The sequence below is a fragment of the Lysinibacillus sp. LZ02 genome (assembly GCF_050613145.1).
Taxonomy (GTDB): domain Bacteria; phylum Bacillota; class Bacilli; order Bacillales_A; family Planococcaceae; genus Lysinibacillus_B.
This window is the reverse complement of the sequence record NZ_CP192507.1, coordinates 2112750-2133443: the sequence shown is the minus strand read 5'-3', so window position 1 is coordinate 2133443 and position 20694 is coordinate 2112750. Positions and strand designations below refer to the sequence as shown.

At 35.6% G+C, this 20694-nt stretch carries 25 protein-coding genes; 6 read left to right on the top strand and 19 right to left on the bottom strand.

Features of this window, described 5'->3' with window-relative positions; translation table 11 throughout:
• Positions 1–206: 206 nt before the first annotated feature.
• The gene (locus ACQQ2I_RS10445) at positions 207–467 is read right to left on the bottom strand and encodes a hypothetical protein (protein WP_431026734.1); all 261 of its coding nucleotides are present in this window, start codon (positions 465–467) and stop codon (positions 207–209) included.
• A gap of 432 nt (positions 468–899) precedes the next feature.
• Between ACQQ2I_RS10445 and ACQQ2I_RS10440 the strand changes: the two genes are divergently transcribed.
• Positions 900–1184, top strand: coding sequence for a hypothetical protein (locus ACQQ2I_RS10440; RefSeq protein WP_431026733.1), 285 nt, complete (start codon positions 900–902; stop codon positions 1182–1184).
• Between the two features lie 16 nt (positions 1185–1200).
• Positions 1201–1806, top strand: a complete 606-nt coding sequence (locus ACQQ2I_RS10435; RefSeq protein ID WP_431026732.1) for a hypothetical protein — start codon at positions 1201–1203, stop codon at positions 1804–1806.
• A 55-nt stretch (positions 1807–1861) separates the two neighbouring features.
• Here the strand turns inward: ACQQ2I_RS10435 and ACQQ2I_RS10430 are convergent, their stop codons facing one another.
• From ACQQ2I_RS10430 to ACQQ2I_RS10410, 5 genes are all read right to left on the bottom strand, one after another.
• Positions 1862–2554, bottom strand: a complete 693-nt coding sequence (locus tag ACQQ2I_RS10430; RefSeq protein WP_431026731.1) for a diphthine--ammonia ligase — start codon at positions 2552–2554, stop codon at positions 1862–1864.
• A gap of 72 nt (positions 2555–2626) precedes the next feature.
• Positions 2627–3337 carry a hypothetical protein gene (locus tag ACQQ2I_RS10425; protein WP_431026730.1) on the bottom strand — a complete coding sequence of 237 codons (711 nt, stop codon included), beginning with the start codon at positions 3335–3337 and terminating at the stop codon, positions 2627–2629.
• 93 nt (positions 3338–3430) lie between these two features.
• A complete protein-coding gene (locus tag ACQQ2I_RS10420) occupies positions 3431–4630 on the bottom strand; it encodes a DUF2812 domain-containing protein (protein ID WP_431026729.1) in 1200 nt (399 codons plus the stop codon).
• Positions 4623–4922 carry a PadR family transcriptional regulator gene (locus tag ACQQ2I_RS10415; protein WP_431026728.1) on the bottom strand — a complete coding sequence of 100 codons (300 nt, stop codon included), beginning with the start codon at positions 4920–4922 and terminating at the stop codon, positions 4623–4625. Before ACQQ2I_RS10415 ends, ACQQ2I_RS10420 begins: the two co-directional genes overlap by 8 nt.
• 310 nt (positions 4923–5232) lie before the next feature.
• Positions 5233–6165 (bottom strand): TDT family transporter, encoded by a 933-nt coding sequence (locus tag ACQQ2I_RS10410; protein ID WP_431026727.1) that lies wholly within the window; start codon positions 6163–6165, stop codon positions 5233–5235.
• A 116-nt stretch (positions 6166–6281) separates the two neighbouring features.
• Between ACQQ2I_RS10410 and ACQQ2I_RS10405 the strand changes: the two genes are divergently transcribed.
• A complete protein-coding gene (locus ACQQ2I_RS10405) occupies positions 6282–7112 on the top strand; it encodes a LysR family transcriptional regulator (RefSeq protein ID WP_431026726.1) in 831 nt (276 codons plus the stop codon).
• A gap of 32 nt (positions 7113–7144) precedes the next feature.
• Here ACQQ2I_RS10405 and ACQQ2I_RS10400 read toward each other — a convergent pair whose 3' ends face one another.
• The 6 genes from ACQQ2I_RS10400 to ACQQ2I_RS10375 form a co-directional block, all read right to left on the bottom strand.
• The gene (locus ACQQ2I_RS10400; protein ID WP_431026725.1) at positions 7145–7564 is read right to left on the bottom strand and encodes an NUDIX hydrolase; all 420 of its coding nucleotides are present in this window, start codon (positions 7562–7564) and stop codon (positions 7145–7147) included.
• A gap of 51 nt (positions 7565–7615) precedes the next feature.
• Positions 7616–8791 (bottom strand): multidrug efflux MFS transporter NorA, encoded by a 1176-nt coding sequence (gene norA, locus ACQQ2I_RS10395; RefSeq protein ID WP_431026724.1) that lies wholly within the window; start codon positions 8789–8791, stop codon positions 7616–7618.
• Positions 8792–8835: 44 nt separating this feature from the next.
• Complete coding sequence (locus tag ACQQ2I_RS10390) at positions 8836–9711, bottom strand: MerR family transcriptional regulator (protein ID WP_431026723.1); 876 nt, start codon at positions 9709–9711, stop codon at positions 8836–8838.
• 587 nt (positions 9712–10298) lie between these two features.
• Positions 10299–10991, bottom strand: coding sequence for an AIM24 family protein (locus ACQQ2I_RS10385; RefSeq protein ID WP_431026722.1), 693 nt, complete (start codon positions 10989–10991; stop codon positions 10299–10301).
• 170 nt (positions 10992–11161) lie between these two features.
• Positions 11162–11704 (bottom strand): DUF6155 family protein, encoded by a 543-nt coding sequence (locus ACQQ2I_RS10380; RefSeq protein WP_431026721.1) that lies wholly within the window; start codon positions 11702–11704, stop codon positions 11162–11164.
• Positions 11705–12469: 765 nt separating this feature from the next.
• On the bottom strand, positions 12470–12904 hold the full coding sequence (locus ACQQ2I_RS10375) for a hypothetical protein (RefSeq protein WP_431026720.1): 435 nt from the start codon (positions 12902–12904) through the stop codon (positions 12470–12472).
• A gap of 146 nt (positions 12905–13050) precedes the next feature.
• Here ACQQ2I_RS10375 and ACQQ2I_RS10370 point away from each other — a divergent pair, with 146 nt between their 5' ends.
• Complete coding sequence (locus ACQQ2I_RS10370) at positions 13051–13506, top strand: N-acetyltransferase (protein ID WP_431026719.1); 456 nt, start codon at positions 13051–13053, stop codon at positions 13504–13506.
• A 91-nt stretch (positions 13507–13597) separates the two neighbouring features.
• On the opposite strand, the gene ACQQ2I_RS10365 is transcribed toward ACQQ2I_RS10370, so the two are convergent.
• The gene (locus ACQQ2I_RS10365; protein ID WP_431026718.1) at positions 13598–14320 is read right to left on the bottom strand and encodes an HAD-IIB family hydrolase; all 723 of its coding nucleotides are present in this window, start codon (positions 14318–14320) and stop codon (positions 13598–13600) included.
• 71 nt (positions 14321–14391) lie between these two features.
• Here ACQQ2I_RS10365 and ACQQ2I_RS10360 point away from each other — a divergent pair, with 71 nt between their 5' ends.
• Entirely contained in the window at positions 14392–15054 is a 663-nt protein-coding gene (locus ACQQ2I_RS10360) for a Crp/Fnr family transcriptional regulator (protein WP_431026717.1), read from the top strand.
• A gap of 104 nt (positions 15055–15158) precedes the next feature.
• Positions 15159–15488: a PepSY domain-containing protein gene (locus ACQQ2I_RS10355; protein WP_431026716.1), complete on the top strand. Its 330-nt coding sequence runs from the start codon at positions 15159–15161 to the stop codon at positions 15486–15488.
• Between the two features lie 259 nt (positions 15489–15747).
• Here the strand turns inward: ACQQ2I_RS10355 and ACQQ2I_RS10350 are convergent, their stop codons facing one another.
• The 6 genes from ACQQ2I_RS10350 to ACQQ2I_RS10325 form a co-directional block, all read right to left on the bottom strand.
• Positions 15748–16203 (bottom strand): MarR family winged helix-turn-helix transcriptional regulator, encoded by a 456-nt coding sequence (locus ACQQ2I_RS10350; protein ID WP_431026715.1) that lies wholly within the window; start codon positions 16201–16203, stop codon positions 15748–15750.
• Positions 16187–16627, bottom strand: coding sequence for an EVE domain-containing protein (locus ACQQ2I_RS10345; protein WP_431026714.1), 441 nt, complete (start codon positions 16625–16627; stop codon positions 16187–16189). The genes ACQQ2I_RS10350 and ACQQ2I_RS10345 overlap by 17 nt, the downstream gene beginning before the upstream one ends.
• The gene (locus ACQQ2I_RS10340) at positions 16624–17052 is read right to left on the bottom strand and encodes a hypothetical protein (RefSeq protein WP_431026713.1); all 429 of its coding nucleotides are present in this window, start codon (positions 17050–17052) and stop codon (positions 16624–16626) included. Before ACQQ2I_RS10340 ends, ACQQ2I_RS10345 begins: the two co-directional genes overlap by 4 nt.
• Before the next feature lie 545 nt (positions 17053–17597).
• Positions 17598–17942 (bottom strand): DUF3889 domain-containing protein, encoded by a 345-nt coding sequence (locus ACQQ2I_RS10335; RefSeq protein ID WP_431026712.1) that lies wholly within the window; start codon positions 17940–17942, stop codon positions 17598–17600.
• 100 nt (positions 17943–18042) lie between these two features.
• A complete protein-coding gene (locus tag ACQQ2I_RS10330) occupies positions 18043–18915 on the bottom strand; it encodes a DMT family transporter (RefSeq protein ID WP_431026711.1) in 873 nt (290 codons plus the stop codon).
• Positions 18916–19555: 640 nt separating this feature from the next.
• Positions 19556–20662, bottom strand: coding sequence for a C45 family autoproteolytic acyltransferase/hydolase (locus ACQQ2I_RS10325; RefSeq protein ID WP_431026710.1), 1107 nt, complete (start codon positions 20660–20662; stop codon positions 19556–19558).
• Between the last annotated feature and the right edge of the window lie 32 nt (positions 20663–20694).

The window sequence follows — 20694 nt, the reverse complement described above, 5'->3', positions numbered from 1 at the left end:
ATATTGTATCATTTTCCATTATTAAGTTGCGTTAAAACGAAAAAGAAGTAGTATATGGGAATTTATACGCCACTTCCTTGGAAACATTAAGGTATCTGCTTAAGGATAATTTAACAACATAATATGAATCCAACATTGTTAATAAGCTATCTTTCAATAACTTTTCATTCTCCTCGTAATTTCTTAACATTAAGTTACTGCTAATTTTAGAATTCTTTCATCCTTTTGAGAGAAATAAAGACTAATATGTTTCCTAACAAACCGACAATTAAAAGAACGAGTCGTTTAGACATCCACCAAGAGACTACAGCAAATAAAATACCGAAAATTGATAACATACTAAAAATGGTACTAATCAAATAAACATCAGCATTAGGTCCTCTTAGAGCATAGAAAACGATAATACTTATTATCACAAGTAATATAGAGGTAAAGCCTAAAATGCTTCCAACTTTTCGATTGTTCAAACGCTACTCCTTCTTAATGACTGTCCATATTCAACTTACAACAATCACTTACCCAAATATGGAAAGCAATAAACTGATTGCAAATAATATATACGCAATTTGAATTGCTATGTACATTGTGAATTCAAAGGTTGAAAGTTTTCTTTGTTTTTTCGTTCTTTCCAGATGTCTAAAATAAAAAGAGGAACTAAAAATTAATATGACGATTGAAATTGTACGCAAAATTTCTACTAATAGTAGCAAGCGGATCAACTCCCTCCTATTACATTTCAACAAACCTATACTTCTATACGTTCCAAGTAATAACAAGTTCCAAAAACCCATTCAGCAAAATTTGTAAAAATATTCAATTAAATAGAACTTTCGCACCTTAAAATAACATTTCCGAAGTCGATACTCTTTTATAAGAGTAAATTAGGTGAAAAATCAATAATGGCTAATGGGATTAAATCATTAGAAGAACAAGAGCAAACATTTCACAGTTTTTACAGTGAGCTCGATTTATCTAGCCAAGCTAATTTTGTACAATCATTTGAAAATGCTTTAACGAAATTTAAGGAAAACCAAAAGAATTTAGATAATAGCTCGGACGATATGCTATATCAATTTCAAGACAAACTACGTACAACATGGAATGACTTTGCTTCCATATTAAACGATTCAAAAGTGTACAAAATCCCAACTGCTGAAACATCTTTCATTGATATTAGTCTTTAAAAAGGAGGGAAAATTGATGAATACATGGTTTAAAGGCTGGAGCATATTCATTTTTTCAGTTGCAGGAATAGTGTTATTGTTGGTAGTAGGCACGGTCTTCGTATTTATGAATTTTAGGGCCTCGTTGATACCAGATGAAAAAGAAGAGGAAAAGGTATTATTGCAAGCAGAACAATACTTACAAGAGACGTATCCAACTATGAAATACGAAATCTCTGATATCCTTTATGATCAGGGGGAGCAATACGGTAATTTTGATTATGCGGCAGTGGTTGTAAATACAGAAACACAAACAACATTTAAGGTGTATGAAAATACATTTACAGAACAAATGGAAGATGATATCTTGATTCAAGAAAAAGCAGCATTTATAGAACAAGTAAAACCGAAAGTGTATAGCTATATACATGAAACATTCGGTGAACCTAAAGGTATTGCATTTACCCCTTCTTCTGATGTAGGAGGTATCCCTACACTTAATATTCGCTTAAATAACACAAAAGAAGAAATCAGTGAAGAAATGTTTCAGTCTTTTATCGAGTATTTGCAAAATGAATTAACTATTGAACATGCAGATGTACATATTATGTATGAAACTGAAATATGGAATATGAGTTTTTAAAAATAAAGCATGAGGTATTTTGTCATGCTTTATTTTCATTTGAATTTGTCTCTATTTAAAGCTCATCTAGCTCCAACGGCAAAAATGCATATTCCCCGTCTCTGATAATGTCACATTTACGAACGGGAATCGGTTGTTTAAAAATGGGGCCATCGATTACGGTCGTATGGAATTCCCCGCCTTCTCCGCACGGGTCAATACCACGCGCTTCGAGTTCTTTCACGTATTCATGAGTTAACGTTCGCCCTAAGTCGTCTTCTCGCATGCCTAATGATAAATTCACCGTGACAATGATCGTGACAAATCCTAGATTGATAAATTCTTTCACCACTTCACGATGGTCCATTTTCCATAAAGGCATGCTAAGCTTCAATCCAGCATTCTTTGTTACCTTGTCATGCCAGCAACCGTGAGCAGGCATATCTAAATCGCCTGTTACTAACACTTCTGCCCCTTGCTTTTTCGCTTTTTCTAAAAGGTTCATAAATACTTGTTCATAATCTGTCCAGCTGGAAGCGGCAGTGTATACGGGTAAACCGATAGATGTCGCTTGAGCACGTATGAGTTCTGGAGGCATCCCGTGAGATCTGGAGCGTTCCCCTTCTTCTTCTAGCATGACAATGAGTCCAATCGCTTCGCCCACCTTCATCGCTTTATATAAAGCTAATACACTGTCTTTCCCGCCACTGAAAGAAGCGATAAATTTACGCCCGCGCGCATTATTTTTCCACTCTATTAATTGTGACATTTCTATCTTTCTCCTCTATTCAAATTTCCCTACTCATGAATATGACCTTATCATACTATTTGAATTTTACGTTTAGCCACTTTTATGTAAATAATGAAACACAATCACGGCCATTGCTAACAACTCCTCCTGTTGATCATGCAGTCGAAAGTGTAAATGCCCATTCACCCAGTTCGATAAATCGCCTTCCCCTATTTTTTGACCTTCTCGGTAAATGAGGATTTGATTGCTCATTTTATAAGACATAATTTCATATGTATTGGCTGCCATTGTTAGCTGTAGTCGTTCTTCAAAATTGACCTTATCTTTTAAACTTGATTTATAGCAAGCTTGTGCGATTTCCTGTCCATTTTCAGTGATTTTCCAATGGACTTTACTCGATGTAAACTTACTAAACCCCTGCCAGTCAACTTGCTTGTTTTCATTCGAAAAGGTTACATGAATATATTTATCGGGTGCATTTAGTAATTCTACATAAAGCCGTTGCCACAATGTTCGATAGTAGCGATTATAATAAAATAAAATGTCATGTCCCTTTGTCAGCTTCTTTTTCGTCGTTTTTATGCGCTCTGTCAATCGCGTTTGCCAAAGGTTTTCATCGCTAACCGATTTAAATTGCACATCCTTTTTACTTTGCACTTCCTGGAGGAAATAGATGCCTACACCAGCAAGTAAAAACATGCAACTAAGGAAAAATTGAGAAGGCTCAAATATGCCTTTGAGCCAAAACCTCAGTCCAATCCCAATTTGGCTCACCGTGAACAATAAGAACAAATACAGCATATACATTCCTCCCTATGTTGGGTAGTACCAGTGAAGCTGTCACCACCTGCAATAAGAAAATATCAAGATAATGCAAAGATTATTTATCAAATATTATTCTGAAATGAAATCAATCTTCTCTACTATGTTTTCTATTACCAAATTTATATCGGCATAACCATAATAACGAACGTAGATGACAGCTTTTCCTTTTGAAGCAAATACTTCTTTAAACTCATCTTCCTCATGAACTATCAATAGATCAAGGTCTACATGCTTTGTTTCAATAAAATTATCATCACTATATCTATACCTATACCTCTTTATTAAATCAGCAATTAGATTATCCGCTAAAGTTGGTACACTTAGTTGATAAACCATTGTGTGGATACTTGGAGAATATTCACCACTTTTATCCTTCCACATTTCCCCGGGAACAACCCCGTTTTCATCTGATTCATATTGGACGGGTGCCAATGGACTCCAATTATACGTATACCGATTAGCCCAATCAACACCGTCTCTCATATATGCAGATTCCCCTCGAGTCAAGGTAGGATTTTGCTCTATATCTGCTAATCTGACAATCGGTAAATCAAGATTGGCTTCCGGCAATGTTTTCGTTTCGCCTTTTACAAGTTGTATGAACGGAAGTATGGCACCTAACCCGACAACTGTTGTAAAAAGGAAAACGATAACAGAATTTAATCGATGGTGTTTCTTCCAAGGAGCATGATGATCAATCGGTTTTCCGTTGATAAGACTTTTTCGTAAAGCACGAATGGATATGGCAGCTTGTAGTGAAGTATAGGTCAAATACCCAATGAAAATGGTTAAAATCGTTTGTTGAATCGCCATACCTTCGACCAAAATGTATGTAGGTGTCCGATCAAGAAACCAACTAGCTGACAACATACCAATCATTAAGATGATTGCAGCAACAAGTATGCTAGCATTAAAGGCTAATTTCTTGTCTAGCGCCTTTAGTGTAAAAGATTGCTCGGCAGGGTCTGTATGTAGCTCTGGTGCATCAAGCTCAACAGGTGATGAATACACTTTAAAAAATTGATAGTCCGTCACATAATCCCATCCACTATCCGAATACATCTCAATCTGTTCTGGAGTAATCTTCTTTTTTAATGATACATCTATTCTGTACCTCATTTTTTTCGGTTCACCTTTAACAAAATGAGTAAAATATAACCCCATCTTTTTTAGATGGAATCCCTTTGCCGCCATGTCTTGAAACCAGCTTTCATGCTCACCGATTCGCCAATAATCACTAGGGCGAAGCTTACGAACTGTCTTATTCATTCTTATCACCTACCTCTAAAATATTTCCGTCTTGGATCAAGGATTTTAATCGACTATACTCTGTTCTTAATGCTTGTTCTCCTTCCAATGTAATTTGATAGGTCTTCCTTCTACCATCATCTTCTGCCAATGAAATAAGGTCGTCTTTTTGCATCCGTGAGAGTACCCCATAAAGTGTCCCTGGTCCCATGTTTAATCTACCATTCGAAACCTCGGTAATTGCATGCATAAGCTGATATCCATGGTTAGGATGCATAAGCGCTAGTAAAACATAATACATTGCTTCGGTCATCGGTCCTCCATTGTATGCCATTTCTTATATTCCTTCTTTCGTTTTCAGAGGTATTATGTCTCACGATATTATGTATAGCGATATATCGTATAACATAATAATGCCTCGTAAATTATCTTTTGTAAATATAAAACAATGATTATATAAATCGTCTTAAAACTGTCGACATTGAACGATCAAAAAGCTGCGCTATCCGAGCAAAAACTTGCAGTTAACCGTTATGCTGGAACATTAAAATGCACGTATATAGTTTTGTTCCTGATATCTACATATTTGTTCTACGGATGGGCCAACTAGATGTTCTAATAATTCACAATCCATGCGCAACATTTTTCCGGACATTTGCCTGGATAAATAATAAATACCGTACTAACACATACAGGACCATACATGTAGCAATGAACAACTCCACGTGTGTTAACACATTAAATAACGGCATTGAGTGGAAAAAATGCGCGGCTGCATTCATCGCTGTCGCAGAAATGACTAACGGAAACGTAAATGCCGCGTAGCTTGGGTAAAATGGTAGCTTTAACAGTTTTGGTAATTGCCAAAGGACCATGGCATATACCAGTTGAGATACCCCCAAAATAGCTACTACAAAATACAAGTTTGGATGCGTAAAGTGTTGTAAATAAGCTGTTAAACATAGTGATCCCGGTGCAGCGATAATCGTTAAGAGCGGCATCGTTGGTTCTTCTAAGTGTTTTATCCGTTTCCATACAATCGGTAGCAATAACACGTAACATAAAAAGGCAATCCAAAACACGACATCTATCAACATAGCATTAAAATGCCCTGCAGTAATCGGTATAATGCCAATGCCCACATACACAATGAACCAGCTTGGATAGACAGATTGGATATTGACTTTATGCTTCCAAACAAACACATACGTAAAATACATAACGAGCGTAAATTGTAGACAAGCTGCTACCCCCCATCCAATCACCGCGAGTGTTTGAAGTGAAGTTTGTGTAGCGACAATACTACAAATGACCATCGTACCCATTGAAAAGGTTGGTGCTACAGAAGCGATAATCGGATTTTTTAAATCGTTTCTAACATGTGAAAACGTAAAAATGATTTTACATAGCAATAATAAAAAGAGTGTAACCCCTATTGTGAAACACAGGGCCCCCAACAGCTCCATATTTAATGAAAAGTGTAGCTTTGCTAATGATACTAACCCAAGCATCAAGCCACTGATTGGAATGGGTATTGTTTTTAACCATGATGTCATCTTTATCTCTCCTTGGCTTGTTGATACTTTTAGGTTACCTGAACATTTATTATTTGAAAAATACATATTTGATATAATAATTATTAAGAAAGCTAATAATTATAGGAGGTGCTTCCATGATTGAAACGCTAAAGGTTTTTACAAAAGTATATGAACTTCAAAACTTTACGAAAGCATCGGAAATTTTATTTATTTCACAGCCAACGATTTCGATGAAAATAAAACAGCTCGAAAAACAGTTACAAGTGCCTTTATTTATTCGCCAAGGGCCTAAGCATATCCAACCAACACCTGCTGCCACTTATTTGTACGAACAATCAGTCATGATCATTGAGCAATGGGAGAAAACGGAGGCCTTTTTGCAGCATGGGCAGTTATACGAACAAACATGTACGATGGTGTGCTCCAATACATTTGGTCTGTATTATCTTCCGTCTTTTATGCCACAGCTGACAACGCAATTTCCGGGTTTTGAATTTACGATCGATGTTGTGAATTCTGAACAGGCAATCGACCAATTGATGAAGCGTGAGGCGGATTTTGCTTTTATTGAAAAACCGATTGAAACAACGGGTATTTATAAAAAAATCATCTTTCAGGATGAGCTCGTTCTGGCGGGGCAGCTTAACTCGAACTACTGGCTGATGCGCGAGAAGCATTCTGGTATTCGCTATTTCAATGAGCTATATATTGCGGAAAATAATATTGAAGCCGATTATTTATACGCCAATCACTCTGAGCTCATTATTCGCTTACTCCAGGAGAACATCGGTAAATCGATTGTTTCTAAAAAAACATTACCGGCTTCGATTCCATATATGACACTGCCTGAAAAATATAATCGAAATATGTATTGGTGCAGTCGTTCCATTGACAACGGTCATCCACTCCAATTGATTGAACAATTTATCGCACACTACTTCCATATAAAAAAGCAAGAGGAGTAAATTACCCCTCTTGCTTGCTGTGTTAAATTTTATTAGTCTTTCATAAAAGCAAGTGTTTTGTCAAACAGCTTAGGTTGAATTTCAGGATATGTTAGGTATTTTGGTAAACTGCTAAAAAGTTTTACTTCAGCAATTTCAGAAACAGGTAATTGCCCCATTTCCTTTATTCTTGCAAAGTATAACCTTCCAAAAACCTTTTTTACGGAATCATCCATGGAATAATCGCAGATGGGTGATAAGTCCATTTCTTTACATCCGGTTTCTTCAAACAACTCTCTTTTTGCGGTTTCATCAATCTTCTCGTCTAGTTCTCTGTGACCACCAGGTATCTCCCAAGATTGCCGATTACAATGTCTAACATAAACCCATTGTCCTTGATAATAAGCACTGATCACGGTAAAATCTAACTTTTTGTCATTGACTGAACCAATATCATAAAATTCGATTTTCATTTTCCACCTCATAATTTGGACGATTTAGATTAAAGAAAGCAACCTTCAATTTTAGTCGAACGTATAATTTTTCGGAGCCTTCCAAAACATCGCGAGTACGAATCCAGCGACTAACATGACTGTTGCAAAATAATACGGGTAGTGAATATCTACATCATATAACATCCCACCAACAATCGGCCCAATGACATTAGCAAGAGACGTAAACATCGAGTTCATGCCCCCTACGAAGCCTTGGTCATTTCCTGCAATTTTAGATAAGTATGTTGTAATCGCTGGACGAATTAAATCAAAGCCAACAAACACAATAAACGTTACAAGTAAAATAGCAAAATATGAACTAACAGCAGTCATTAAAAATACTAAAACAGCTGAAAGGATTAAACAGTAACGAATTAACACAATCTCTCCAAGTTGTTTCATCAATCGGTCAAACAAGACAACTTGTGCAATAGCACCGACGATTGCTCCCCCTGTAATCGCAATCGCAATATCAGACGGAGTAAATCCAAATTTATGGTCTACAAATAGACTAAAGAAAGATTCAAAAGCGGCAAGTCCAAACGATGAAACAAAAATCAGGATAAATGCGATGAAAAACATCGGAATAAATATTTTTCGTAAACTGCTCTTCTCTTCCCCGCCCTCAGTAGCTTCTTGTGCCTGACGAGTAGGTTCTGATAAAAAGAACATCGATAAAATCGCGGCAACGGTACCAAGAGCAGCTGCTGAATAAAACGGTACACGTGTCCCGATTTCAGCTAAAAATCCGCCGATGCCAGGGCCAATAATAAAACCTGTACTAATCGCAGCAGACATATAGCCTAATGCCTTTGGTCGTGTTTTAAGGGTAGTAATATCGGCTATGAATGCCGTAACAGCAGGCATAATAAATGCCCCGCTCATGCCTCCTAAAATGCGAGAAATAAATAGTACCTCAATCGTTTTCCCCATACCAAATAACAATTCAGAAAAGGCGAAAATAAATAAGCCAATGACAATCATAATTTTACGGCCATACTTATCGACCGCTTTTCCTGTAAATGGTGAGAAAATAAGTTGCGTCAATGCAAATGCCGCCGTTAAATACCCAACAACGGTTCCGTTTACATTCATTTCATTCATAATCGTTGGTAATATCGGAATGACTAGCCCAATTCCTAAAAAGGCAATGAACAAGTTGCCTAAGAGGATGGTAAGTGTCATATTGTTTTTTAATGTGCTCATAAAGAACGCTCCAATCATAAAAAATAGCTAGTGAGAATCGCTCTTTACACCATAAACCCTCTAGTTGCTATAGAGTCAACTGATTGATCTTTCAGTTTCACTTTTAATTCCACCACATACTGTTCTTCTTTAGTAGGCGCATAATGTGTCGGCATATAGAACTCATATACATCTGATTCAACAAGTAACTGATTCGCTTCAATATAGGCATATAATGTTTTGTAGTGCTCGATATATTTTTCCAATGAAAAAATAAAAGCAATACATACATATCGACCTGCTTTTATTTTCATTACATCCATTTCTCCGGATAAATCATGAAGGAAACGACTTGTTAAAATCGGCGTAAATATATTTTGATAATCAATCTCTTCGATCGATTGATAAGGCTTGAATTGATAAGTACAACCGTAGCGACTTGTGATGACACTTCCCTCATTTTCAATCGTTTTGATCAATTCACTAAAATAGGTATGAGGGATATATTTAGGTGTTGCATTGTGCACTCTGATATAAAGTACTCTAATATCTTCTTCCATTTTTTCGTATACTTCATTCAATGAAGGAATAGCGAGTTGCTCTTCTAATTGTTTTTTCGTTTTTAGCAACGTATATTGTACTTCCTGTAGTCGTTGGATGCTGGATTCAATCACTTGCTCTTGTTTACTTAAAAACGTCACCAGTTCCTCTAATGGGTAATTTTGTACTTGTTTGATTGTATCTAGCGGTGTGCCTACGTATTTTAACGATTTGATTAAATCTAAATAATAAAATTGTGATTCATGATAATAGCGATAGTTTGTGACGGGGTCCGTATAAGCTGGTTTAAATAGATCAATTTGATCGTAATAGCGTAATGTTTGGATGGATAAATTGGTCAGCTTGGCCATTTCTCCGATAGAATAGTAATGCTCTTTCATTGTTCATTTCCTTCATTTAATATTTGGCAGTTCCAGTATGGACTCTTTTCTATTTTTGTTCCCTCTCCTGTCTCATTTATTCATATTTCTTTGTAAAGAAATTAGATTCATAAATGGGTGCTATGTTACATAAGTTAAAAGTAATTCATTGACATGTATAGGCTATTTGCATACAATGAAGGTAGTAAGATTCATGCGTGATGGATCTACAGCAGTACGTGGCGATTGGGTGGCTCCCAATCGCTTTTTCTTTTGATTTTTTACTAAAAACACCGCCTTGTTGGCTAGACAAAGCGGTGAAAACAAGTTTTTTACAACATCATCCGAAAAAGACGATACACGGTATCAATAAAACGGAATAAGTCCGCGGCGTGACGAAAGATGGCTAATCTTTCGTCACGCTTCTTTTTCGTGTCAGCCTTAGCCTTTTGAGCGCGTGATGGATAAGACACAGCAGTACACCTCCTTTCCAAAAAAGGAGTCAGCTGGATGCTGCCAATCTATTGTAGCACGAAATAGATTGGTATTTATATAGGGCTTGAAAAACGAAAATGAAGGGGTCAATCATCTTGTCCCCTTCATAAGTATTAGCTTTGTACCTGCATGTATGTCTCTTCATAAGGCTGTACGATAACGAAACCGTCTCCTTCAAATCTCATTTGAATTGACTCGCCACTTCCTCGGCCAACGAACGTTTTTAATGATATATCCGTTTGGAACTCAGGTTGTAAATTTCCTGACCATGCTACGGTTGCATTGGGATCTGTGATCACTGGTTTCCCCGGTGTGACACGTAATGTGAGTGGTTCATAATGAGCTGTAATCGCAACTAATCCTGTCCCTTCACAGCGAATATTAAATAAGCCACCTGCCATCATCCCCGCCACTTTTCGCATCAGCTTTATTTGATGTTTAATCGAAGGTTCAAAAGCAAGCAAGTCATTGCCATTCACATAAATGGCTTCATTTTGCAAATGCAAGATAATGATTTTCTTGCCGCTATCTGCAAGGTATAGCTTCCCTTGTCCATTCGCCTTCATTAAAGAGGCACCTTCACCCGTAAATGCTTTTTTAAACATCGCCCCAAGCCCATTCTCGAGTATGCCTTCCCGTACAAATTTAATCGATCCCTCGTAAGCAACCATTGAACCTGCCTTGGCCCAAACAAGCCCATCTAAATTTACTTCCAATAAACGTGGCGTCTCTAGCTCAAAGAAGCCTTCTCCCCTGTCCACTTGCTCCGTATTCTTAATAAATTCTGCAATCGAGTATTTATTCATGCCATACACCTCTTCTTTTTTGATGTGCAAACGTAATAAACATAAAGATTATGTACAGTAATAAGAGCTGGATTCTCTTTATGTTCTTCTTTTATTTAATTATACGGATACAAGTATAAAAGGATTCGATTTTTCTTGAAATTTCTGTTAAAAACAGTGGGTTCTATACGTTATTCTTCCTCCAGCCAATTTAAAGCATAATAGCTGCCGCATAAAACATCATGATACCCCCAGCCAATGTCTTGAGAGTCTTCAACAACTGCATAAAGTCGATCCTTGAATAGTTGATAATACTCCTCATTTTTATTGCATTCCGTGATTACTTTATCGTACATCGAATTCATACTATCGTAAAACCGTGCATCAATGTCCCCATATGTATGGGTGAATTCTGTTCCTATTTCTACATAATAAAGCATTAAATCGATTGTTTTAACGGCATCTGATGATAACTTTTTAAAATTAGAAATCGCTTTTTTTGCTTCAGCTAAACGTAATTTACCAAAGCCGCGCTTAGGAAAAAACTCATCTGTTACTTTTTCCTTCGTCTTTTCATATAATTCCAAAATCGCTGCTTCTCCACCAAATTTATTGGACAGATAGTGTTGCACATCTTTATTAACTTTATAAAGCTCTGAAACTAGCTGAATCAACTGCTTTTGATCTAACTCTTTCAGCTCTTTCTTTAATTCATTTAACTTTAAAACGGTCATTATGCTAATTCCCTTCTAACATAGTAAAATACGTTCGTTAAAAATCCTCTAACCATAACTGATATCGTTCTTTTTCTTCTGCTGTAAGTAAATTCAACTCTCTTTTCGCTTGGAATAGAAAAAATTCGTTATTTTCATCCTTCAATTTCTCTATCTCTTCTTCTCTCTTCTTTTGGCTTTTTTGATTTCTCCATGTTTATTCCCTTTCAAATTTATCTATTATAGTATTAGTATAACTTACTAATCGAAAAATTCGGCGATTTGAGGGGGAAATCATGCAAAATCTTGAACAACAACTTCAGCATGCATTACAAGAATTTAACTACAGGTATTTTTTTATATACTAGACATTCAAGATTAGAGGACTAGAGGCTATTAGAGGTCTCGCCAACATTTCGGAAATTTTGTACGCTAAGAGAGTTTCATAAAGGGTGTAGATGATACTTTATTTTAGAACGTCTTTTGGTTCTATTATTTATCCAGAATTTAATTTAAATGTGACAGTACCGTAAGTGGTCGTTTATGGGGCTTTTATTGATTTAAATAGCTTTTTTAATTTTGTTCAACAATCGGGCCAGATTGTGGCATTAGCGGGGTTATTCCTTTGACTGATAAGTAACTAACCTGTAGCTATTCATTGTCTCACTGTCACCTTTTTGTATCAATGTTAATACAAAAAGGTGCTAAATCAAATAGGCTTTAGTCAACCATAACGAATGGCTGGTTAAAGCTTTTTTTTTGTGCAAAACGTTACAAGAGTCCTATCTATAAAACGTTAACGTCAAATACATACGTTATTCGTCCCTGGTCCCATTCTGCAATTATCTCATAAATGTAATAGCCAGCAGTAGAAGGGAGCGTGATTTCACTATTCGTAACCTCAACATTCTCAACTGATTTATCTACGTTCCATTGGTTCACACTAATTGTTGATGGATTTTCTCCTACGTCGATCTTTACTGTGCTATCTTTCATGACATCTAAGGTATCAAATTTTTCTGCTATTTCTTCCACAGAGACTTCATCTACCCTTTTTGCCTCTACTTTCTCTTCATCCCATTCATACTCGCCCAATTCCATTCTATATTCATTGTCCTCTAATATAACCTTCCCCTCTGCATGTGGCACATTACTAACTATAGCTTGATTACAACCAACTAGGACAAGCGACGCCAAAATGATACTGCTTATTTTTTTCATAATTATCCTCCTCGTAGATTTGTAAAATGTCCCTGTTAAAATTTTATACTATCAATAAAATTCTGAATTGACAAAAATATAAAAAATATTTTATATTTATAAATAAAAATGTTTAAAAATACAATATATCTAAGGGGGTTTTTGAAATGTTAATAAGAAAAGCAAAGGTAGCTGATGTGCCGGGGATTTGTAAATTGATTGAGCAGTATGCAAAAACAGGTGAATTATTAATTCGTACACAAGCTTCTATTTGTGAAGATTTGTTGAGCTTTTACGTAGCAGTCGAGGACAATGAGGTAATTGGTGTAGGTAGTTTGTATATTTATGATGAATCATTAAGTGAAATACGCTCTCTTGCCGTTTCGGAAGGTCATATGGGCAAAGGGGTTGGAAAAAAGATTTCGCAAAAAATAGTAGAAGATGCGGAGCAATTAGGAATCGGCAGAATGATTTCATTAACGTATCAAATCGAATTCTTTTCAAAACTTGGCTTTCAGATTATTGAAAAAGAGACGATTCCACAAAAAGTACGTAAAGATTGTCTTGGGTGTCCAAAGTTTTTCGCTTGTGATGAAACCGCAATGGTCATTAATTTAAATTAGTAGTTTACTATTTATCTTCATCATCGATAAAAGAGGTCAACATCATGCCTTATGATGTCACCTCTTTTTCGTGAAGTTTCTGGTGCCCCCCTCATTCTCCAGCCAATCGCTCAATTACAGTTGCTACACTGGATGGCTTGATATGCTCTGTCGCCTTTTCAGAAACAGGGTGATTCCCCACACAGACGCTATAAACGGCCTGTTCAAAAAGGCAAGTGTCATTTGCATCGTTACCAAAGGCAATAAACTCATGAATCTGTAGCCTATGCAATCCACTCATTTTATTAATATGCATTGGGCTAATATCGAGAAGGTCTTCAGCATGATGTTCAAATACATTGACAGGTAGCTTCTTGACTACTTCTTTTACTGCATTTGGCGGTGAAAATAACACGAGCTTACAGATCCCGTTTAATTTATCTACGGCTTGATGTACGGCTCTTTTTTGAGGATCGATATTTCGGTAAATCGGATGATTTTCACTACCGGTGTAAGCATAGTCCCAATCGCTATCTGCCAAGTATGTAAGTCCAAATTGATTGATAATATTTTTTAATATCTTAGTCGTGTCATTCGAAAAATACATGACATTTACTTTCCCCTGACGATATGTAAAAGCCCCGTTCCCTCCGACCATATCACATGTATGATATTTTTCCGGCAAGACCGGCAACATATCCCGAATCGGCCTTGCGGATGCAAAGATGACTTGATGACCGTTACGTAGTAGAAAATCTAGGGCCACGCAAATGTGTTCCTCTAACGGTTGCCCTTGAAAACAAATCGTTCCATCTAAATCAAATACAAAGTTCATACTATTCACCTCCCTTCAATCTTAGCTTACTTTTGGTAAAATAAGTAGGACAGGTGTCCCGGAGGTATAATATGAATATAAACGATGCAGTAAAAAAATGGAACTATAGTTTCCCGAAAGAAATGGAGAACAAGTTCACACTTCGTACATATAAACAAGGTGAAAGCATTCTGCAAACAGGCGACGCAATAGATGGCTTATATTTGCTAGTGGAGGGGCGATACTATGTGACAACAAAAGAAGTAACCGGAAAGGAGCTACTCCTTAGGTACTGTAATCCCCCTGCCATTTTAGGAGATATTGAAATTTTTCAGTCGTGCCCGGTTCAATCTGATTGTATTGCAGATCGAGCATGCGTATTTTTATTTATTCCTTTGACGGTTTATCAAACCTATTTGCAGTATGACGGTGCATTTTCTCAGCTTCTTTTGAAAGAGCTCACATTTAAGCTGCAAACATGTACGATTTCATCGAGAGTAAATGCACTGGCAGCCGTATCCACAAGATTTGCAGCTTATTTATGTACAATTGCTTCAGATATTCAGTTAAAGCACTATATGTCTACGACGAATTTAAATGATATTGCCTCCCTCATTGGGACAACGAAGCGCCATTTAAATCGTGTATTAAAGGATTGGGCGAATTTGAACATTGTAGAAAGAACGGATAAAGGAATTCATATACTAGATTGGTCACAAATCGAGGCACTTTCTGAAAATATACGTTATGAATGAACGAGTACGCTACTTCTTCAAATTGAATTAGATATTTATGTTAAAATCTAGGTGAGATTATTAAGGATTGTACTTAAAATATTGAAAAGACAAGGAGGTATCCATTGAAAAAGTTACTTGTAGGGCTCATTTGCATAATGATAATGCTTTTCTTATACATGTATCAGTTCCCGATCATCAGTTCAGAAGAAGCAATTAAGTATGCAGAAAACGTCTTAAATAACCCACCTGAAGAGTGGCAAACATCAATTGTTTATAAGGGAACGTCGTTAGAAAACATTACTACATACTTAACTGAAAAAAGTGGATTTTGGAATGAATTAACCAATCAAACGCAATGGGAAGTAACGATAAAATATAATGGAGGCGAATCAACCGTTGTTATCGATGCTTACAACGGTGATTTTGTTGATTTATATGGTTCATTTAATTAATGTTTTCGAAATATTTTTTTCGAATTAGAAGAAATAATCTTAAATTAATTAGCAAATTTCTACATAAAGAAAGCCGATTTTCCTTTGTTAAGGAATTATCGGCTTTTACTGTCAGTTAAAACAAAGTTTGATTAAAAATACTCCATAAACCCATCAAATAAAATAGATGTTTCCTTAGCAAGCCTATACTTAGTGTATTTTATAAAAAAATTTAATCACTTTTTCCTAGATTCTCCTTAAATCTTTTTGAGAGGATTTTTCATTTATCATCTACATTAAGTGTAAGTAGTGAAAGTAAAACTTTATTGAAATTTTGTTTATCCTTGATATTGGAAAAAAATACTTCGTCAACTGACTCTACAATTGGCATGACAACCTTTACTTTATTACAGCCTTCCTCTGTAATTGAAAGTAGAATTTCACGTTTATCTAAAGGGTTTTTAGTTCTTTTTAAAAGTCCTTTTGATTCAAGAGTTCGAACTACATCGGAAACCATCATAATATTAGTCTCTGTAAAATCAGCAAGTTTTTTTTGGGTAACATTTTCTCCATAAGTACATAGAAAATCACAAGCAGCTAATAATACAAATTGTACATGAGTTAAATCAAACCGACTAAGTTCCTTTATAATCATTCTCTGCCAAGCTTGGGTAACCTGCCATAATAGAAAACCCGAGCTTTCCTTCGGGGTGTCAAATTTAGATTTCCATTCCATTTAAAGTCACTCCTATCGCATTTGCAATTACAATAAAATCCTCTTTTCTAATTTCAAAATGACCCCTTCGGAATAACAGCCCTATATTTACATTCTCTTTTATAAAAATCAACATAGGCTTTAATGAAGCTAAACTTGCATTATAACAATCCCTATAGTCAATATCGATTCGGTAAGGTATGAACTGAGGAGTCATTGTATAACTATAAACTTCTCCAGTCTTAACTTGACCTACTGCTGTAAAAGATTGTAGAGGTTCCCCATTCGGATATGTTTTTTTGGAAGAATAGTAAACTAACCAGTCTCCTTCCTTCATCTTTTTCAAAGGTGCACTTTTTCCATGACACAGCTGAGCAAAACCACCTTTTACTCCTAACTTCACGTGCTCTTCTGAAACTACTCCAATCCAATATTTTGTATTCATAATGATTTTTTTTCTGCAAGGCTAACAAGATTAGACATAGCTTCAGGAATTCCCATCGTTATAGCAGGACCAATTTGCTTACCAAGAATTTCAGCATTTTGGCCAGAAATGATAACTCCATGTGTTACCTTTGTTTTATTTTCTTCAGTCTCCAAAAGATGATAAAAATTTATTTGAATTCCTGCTTGTTTAATGTATGTTACATTAGAAAAATATTTGTTTTCTTTTACTTCTTTCAAACTGAAATATAAAGGTTCCTGCCCTATTGGGGTTAAGTACCCTGTTGTTCCATTTTCAAAAGAACCATCAAGCTTTGCATCTGAAATACTTTTGTCCCATTTCGTCCATTCAGCAACATTTAGATATAAATTCCAAATAGACCTTGGACTGACAGTGGTAACTACAGAATTTTGATATTCCCACATATAATAACCTCCATTCACAAAATGATAAGTGCACTTATTAATAAATAATAAGTGCACTTATCATTATTGTCAATACAGTTGTTTCTATTCCTAAATATCAGTATGTAAAAAAGGGGGGGCTAGAAAGTAAAAACTTGGTGCTGGACACCTCTTTATTCCTTAATAATTATCCATTAAGAAATATTGCTCCTGCGGTGGTCGAAAGGTTCCGTCTCAAAATGTCTTTTCAGACGGAACCTTAGTATTGAATTATTTGTAAATTTCAACTGTGTACCCTTCCCTTTAGCCAATCAAATCTAAAGAAGTAAAACATTGTGACTCTTTTTCAAAGTTGCATTTCTAATAAAAATAATAGCCGAATTTTGCTTAGCGCATGTTTTCCGCTTTTTGTTGATAAGGACCCCCCATAGTAATACATAAGAGAAAAATCCATTTTGATTATTTTTCAAAACGGATTCTTTTTATTTACCTTAAAATTGAGCTGTTTTTTATCAAATTTTATTTCAAGGTCACACAAATGGGAATACTAACATTAGCTTAAAAATCTATTTAGCGGTTTCTTCAAACTGAATATTGACGACTTTTTCCGTTGCCGTTATAAATGTAATGTATACGAAGACACCAAATTCACGGTCACCCTCGTTTAGCCATAGTTTAAATGTTTCGGTTGTTGTATCTTGCTGTGTCTCTCTGTCTACATGCAAGTAATCCACAATCGTTGCATTGGGATATTTGGATTGTACTTGTTCTATGGCCACCTTTCCCCACTTTGCATAAGCAGGTGTTTGTTCTTGGACAGTTTCTTGTTGGGCATTCATGATCGTTGGAATATACGTAATCGCTAAACCGGTCGCAATGACCGCGCCAATTGCAAGTAATGATTTTCGCACGATTAAGCTCAACTCCTTTTACATAGGATGAGACATTTACTCGCAATCATGCGGGATAAAAAAACTAGGCTTCGCGTTAAACGAGAGCCTAGTTTTGCTGTTAAGCATTTATAATCGATTTTTTAAAGGATGGCTTCACTTCCGCGACAATAATCGCTATGAAGATTAGGAAGCAGCCGAAAATCATTCTTCCTGTTAAAATTTCGCCTAATAATAGTACGGAGAAAAGTGTACCAAATATAGACTCTGTTGACAGAATTAACGCAGATTTTGTTGGGTCTGCATATTGCATCCCAATATTTTGGCATGCATAAGCAACCAAAGTACAAAAAACAGCAAGATAAAGAATGGTTAAAACGCCTTCTGTACTCGCAGAAGTTGGGACTTCACCAAGTGCAAGAACACCAATCCAGCTTAAAATCGAAGCCGCGAGAAATTGGACAATTGTTAATGCTAACGCATCTTCCTTTTTTACGAAAACATTCGTATAAAAAATGTCGAATGCAAACGCAATGGCACACAGGATGGATAACATATCCCCCAGATTCATCGTAAAGGAATCTTGTAATGATAAAAATCCGATACCGACAATGGCGATGATGGCTGCCATAATCTCAAAGCGGTCAAATCGACGTTTATAAATGATGTACGCAATGATAGGTACAATAATGACGTTAATCGCTGTTAAAAATGCATTTTTGGATGGAGTTGTATACTCAAGTCCTAATGTTTGCAACGTAAACGCAACAAATAAAATAGCGCCTAAAATGGAGCCTTTCCAAAATACACTTTTCGAAATAAGCCTTAGTTTTTTATTAAAAATAAGGGCTAATAGAATTGTTGCTAATGTAAAACGGAGCGCCATCAATTGCATTACACTCCAATGCTCTAAGCCTACTGCCATCCCAACAAAGCCGCTCCCCCACATGACAGCGGTAATGAGCATTAATAATTCACCTTTATATTTCTTCATGAAAAACCTTCTCTCTAAACCTAGCTACAACAACAAGATGTTATTTCCTACTGTAATCAAATATACACATTTTAGTATATTAATTCAACACCTGTCTTTTAGTCGATGGGTTATGTAAGTAGCCGGTCCATTTGTTTTTCGATTTTGCGAAGTTCCCTAATCGCAATATCAGGGGTAGCGTGAGGAAAATGCGGATTTACAACGGTAAGAAAATGTTCATAAATTATCCGGCCTTCAAAACGAAAACCGGATTCTATTTAAACTTTACAATAATTACCAATATAATAACTTCTCTTTTTATTTTTAGAATCTTTTTTTAGCAGTACCATTAAAATTTTAAAAGTATTAATCTTAATTCCTATATTTATCTCACTCTTGTTTATAAACCCCCTCTTCTAAATCAATATCGAGCTTGTTGGCAAGATCAAAAAGATTCCATAGCACACTAGATTCCTTAATTTTTTCAAATATGCTTTCTTAGTTACAAAGGGCTTGATAATCTCTCCTCATCCTATAAATATTATAATATTAACTACAGAACTGATTTCTTACTTGAAAAGAATCCGTGGCTATTTAATTAGTATTAGGTTATTTAGAAAAGGGTGCTTAGAGTTATCCATTCCTTCGGATATTCGAGGTGTTATTTTACTAATTTCCAAAAGTTTGGCCCATAGTTATTGTTCTTAATAAAAATTTCTAATTCATTAAAAGGCAAGGTTTCTCCTACTTTTAATTTATAGATTTTATTATTTATAGGGGAACCAAAAGAAATGTCTAATTGTTTGTCATTGAGATTAAATAGTATAGAATGAACAGTTCCGAAATTTTCCTCAAAATTGTGTACTGTTACACCATTAGGGTATTCCTTTAACATTAATTGTTGTAATTCATTCTTTGTAATAAAATTATTATTTTCTAAGTTGTTTTTCAGGAAATTATAACGCATTTCAGATTGTTCTAATTTCCCGCATTCTAACTTAATTATTTCTGGCATTACAGCATGATTGGTTGCAATAAAAAATCCTGATTTTTTATTGCCTCTTTCTACAACCTTTTTTCCATCATAAGTTTCTATTAAAGCTGCGTTACCATTTGCATCTGCTAGAAGCAAATTCATATTTGTTCCAATAGGCATATTCTCTAAATAGGTAATTCCTTCCTCAACATCTTTGCAATTTTCAAGTAAAGCTCTTACTATTACCATAAACTGCATTCCTTTTATGATAGGCTTTTTCATTCCCGGATGTTTTCCAACTGGAATACCACATGAGGCAAAAGCTACACAGAATCCCTCTTCATTTAAGCCTTCACTTCGACCAAAGTAAGAAACCGAGAATCCGGTATGACTGTATTTCCCTTTTACCTTGGTTGTACAGAGTCTCATATCAGATATAGCTGGTGACAAATCGTAATTTCTAAGGACATAGGTTTTACCATCACTTGTTTTAGATGGCAAAACAGCGCCTAAACTACATCCCCCTGGTTGTAGCAAAGTTTCATCAAAAAAGTTAAGATAACTAGGCTTTACATTTAATGAATCTGCAAATCCTTGTAGCTCTTCGTTTAAACCAGGACAGAATTGGTCTATTAGTTTTTTCGTATCCTTAAATTTTGTTTCATCTATTGATTCAGATGATAAAATTACATTCATTGCATTAGGATTTTTTTTTATTTCCTCTCCTTGCCGTCTACCAATTTCATAACTATTGCCTTCAAGATAAGAAAAAGAAGCTTGAATTGAATTCATATTTGTCTCTCTCCAGTTCGAATTTTTGATTA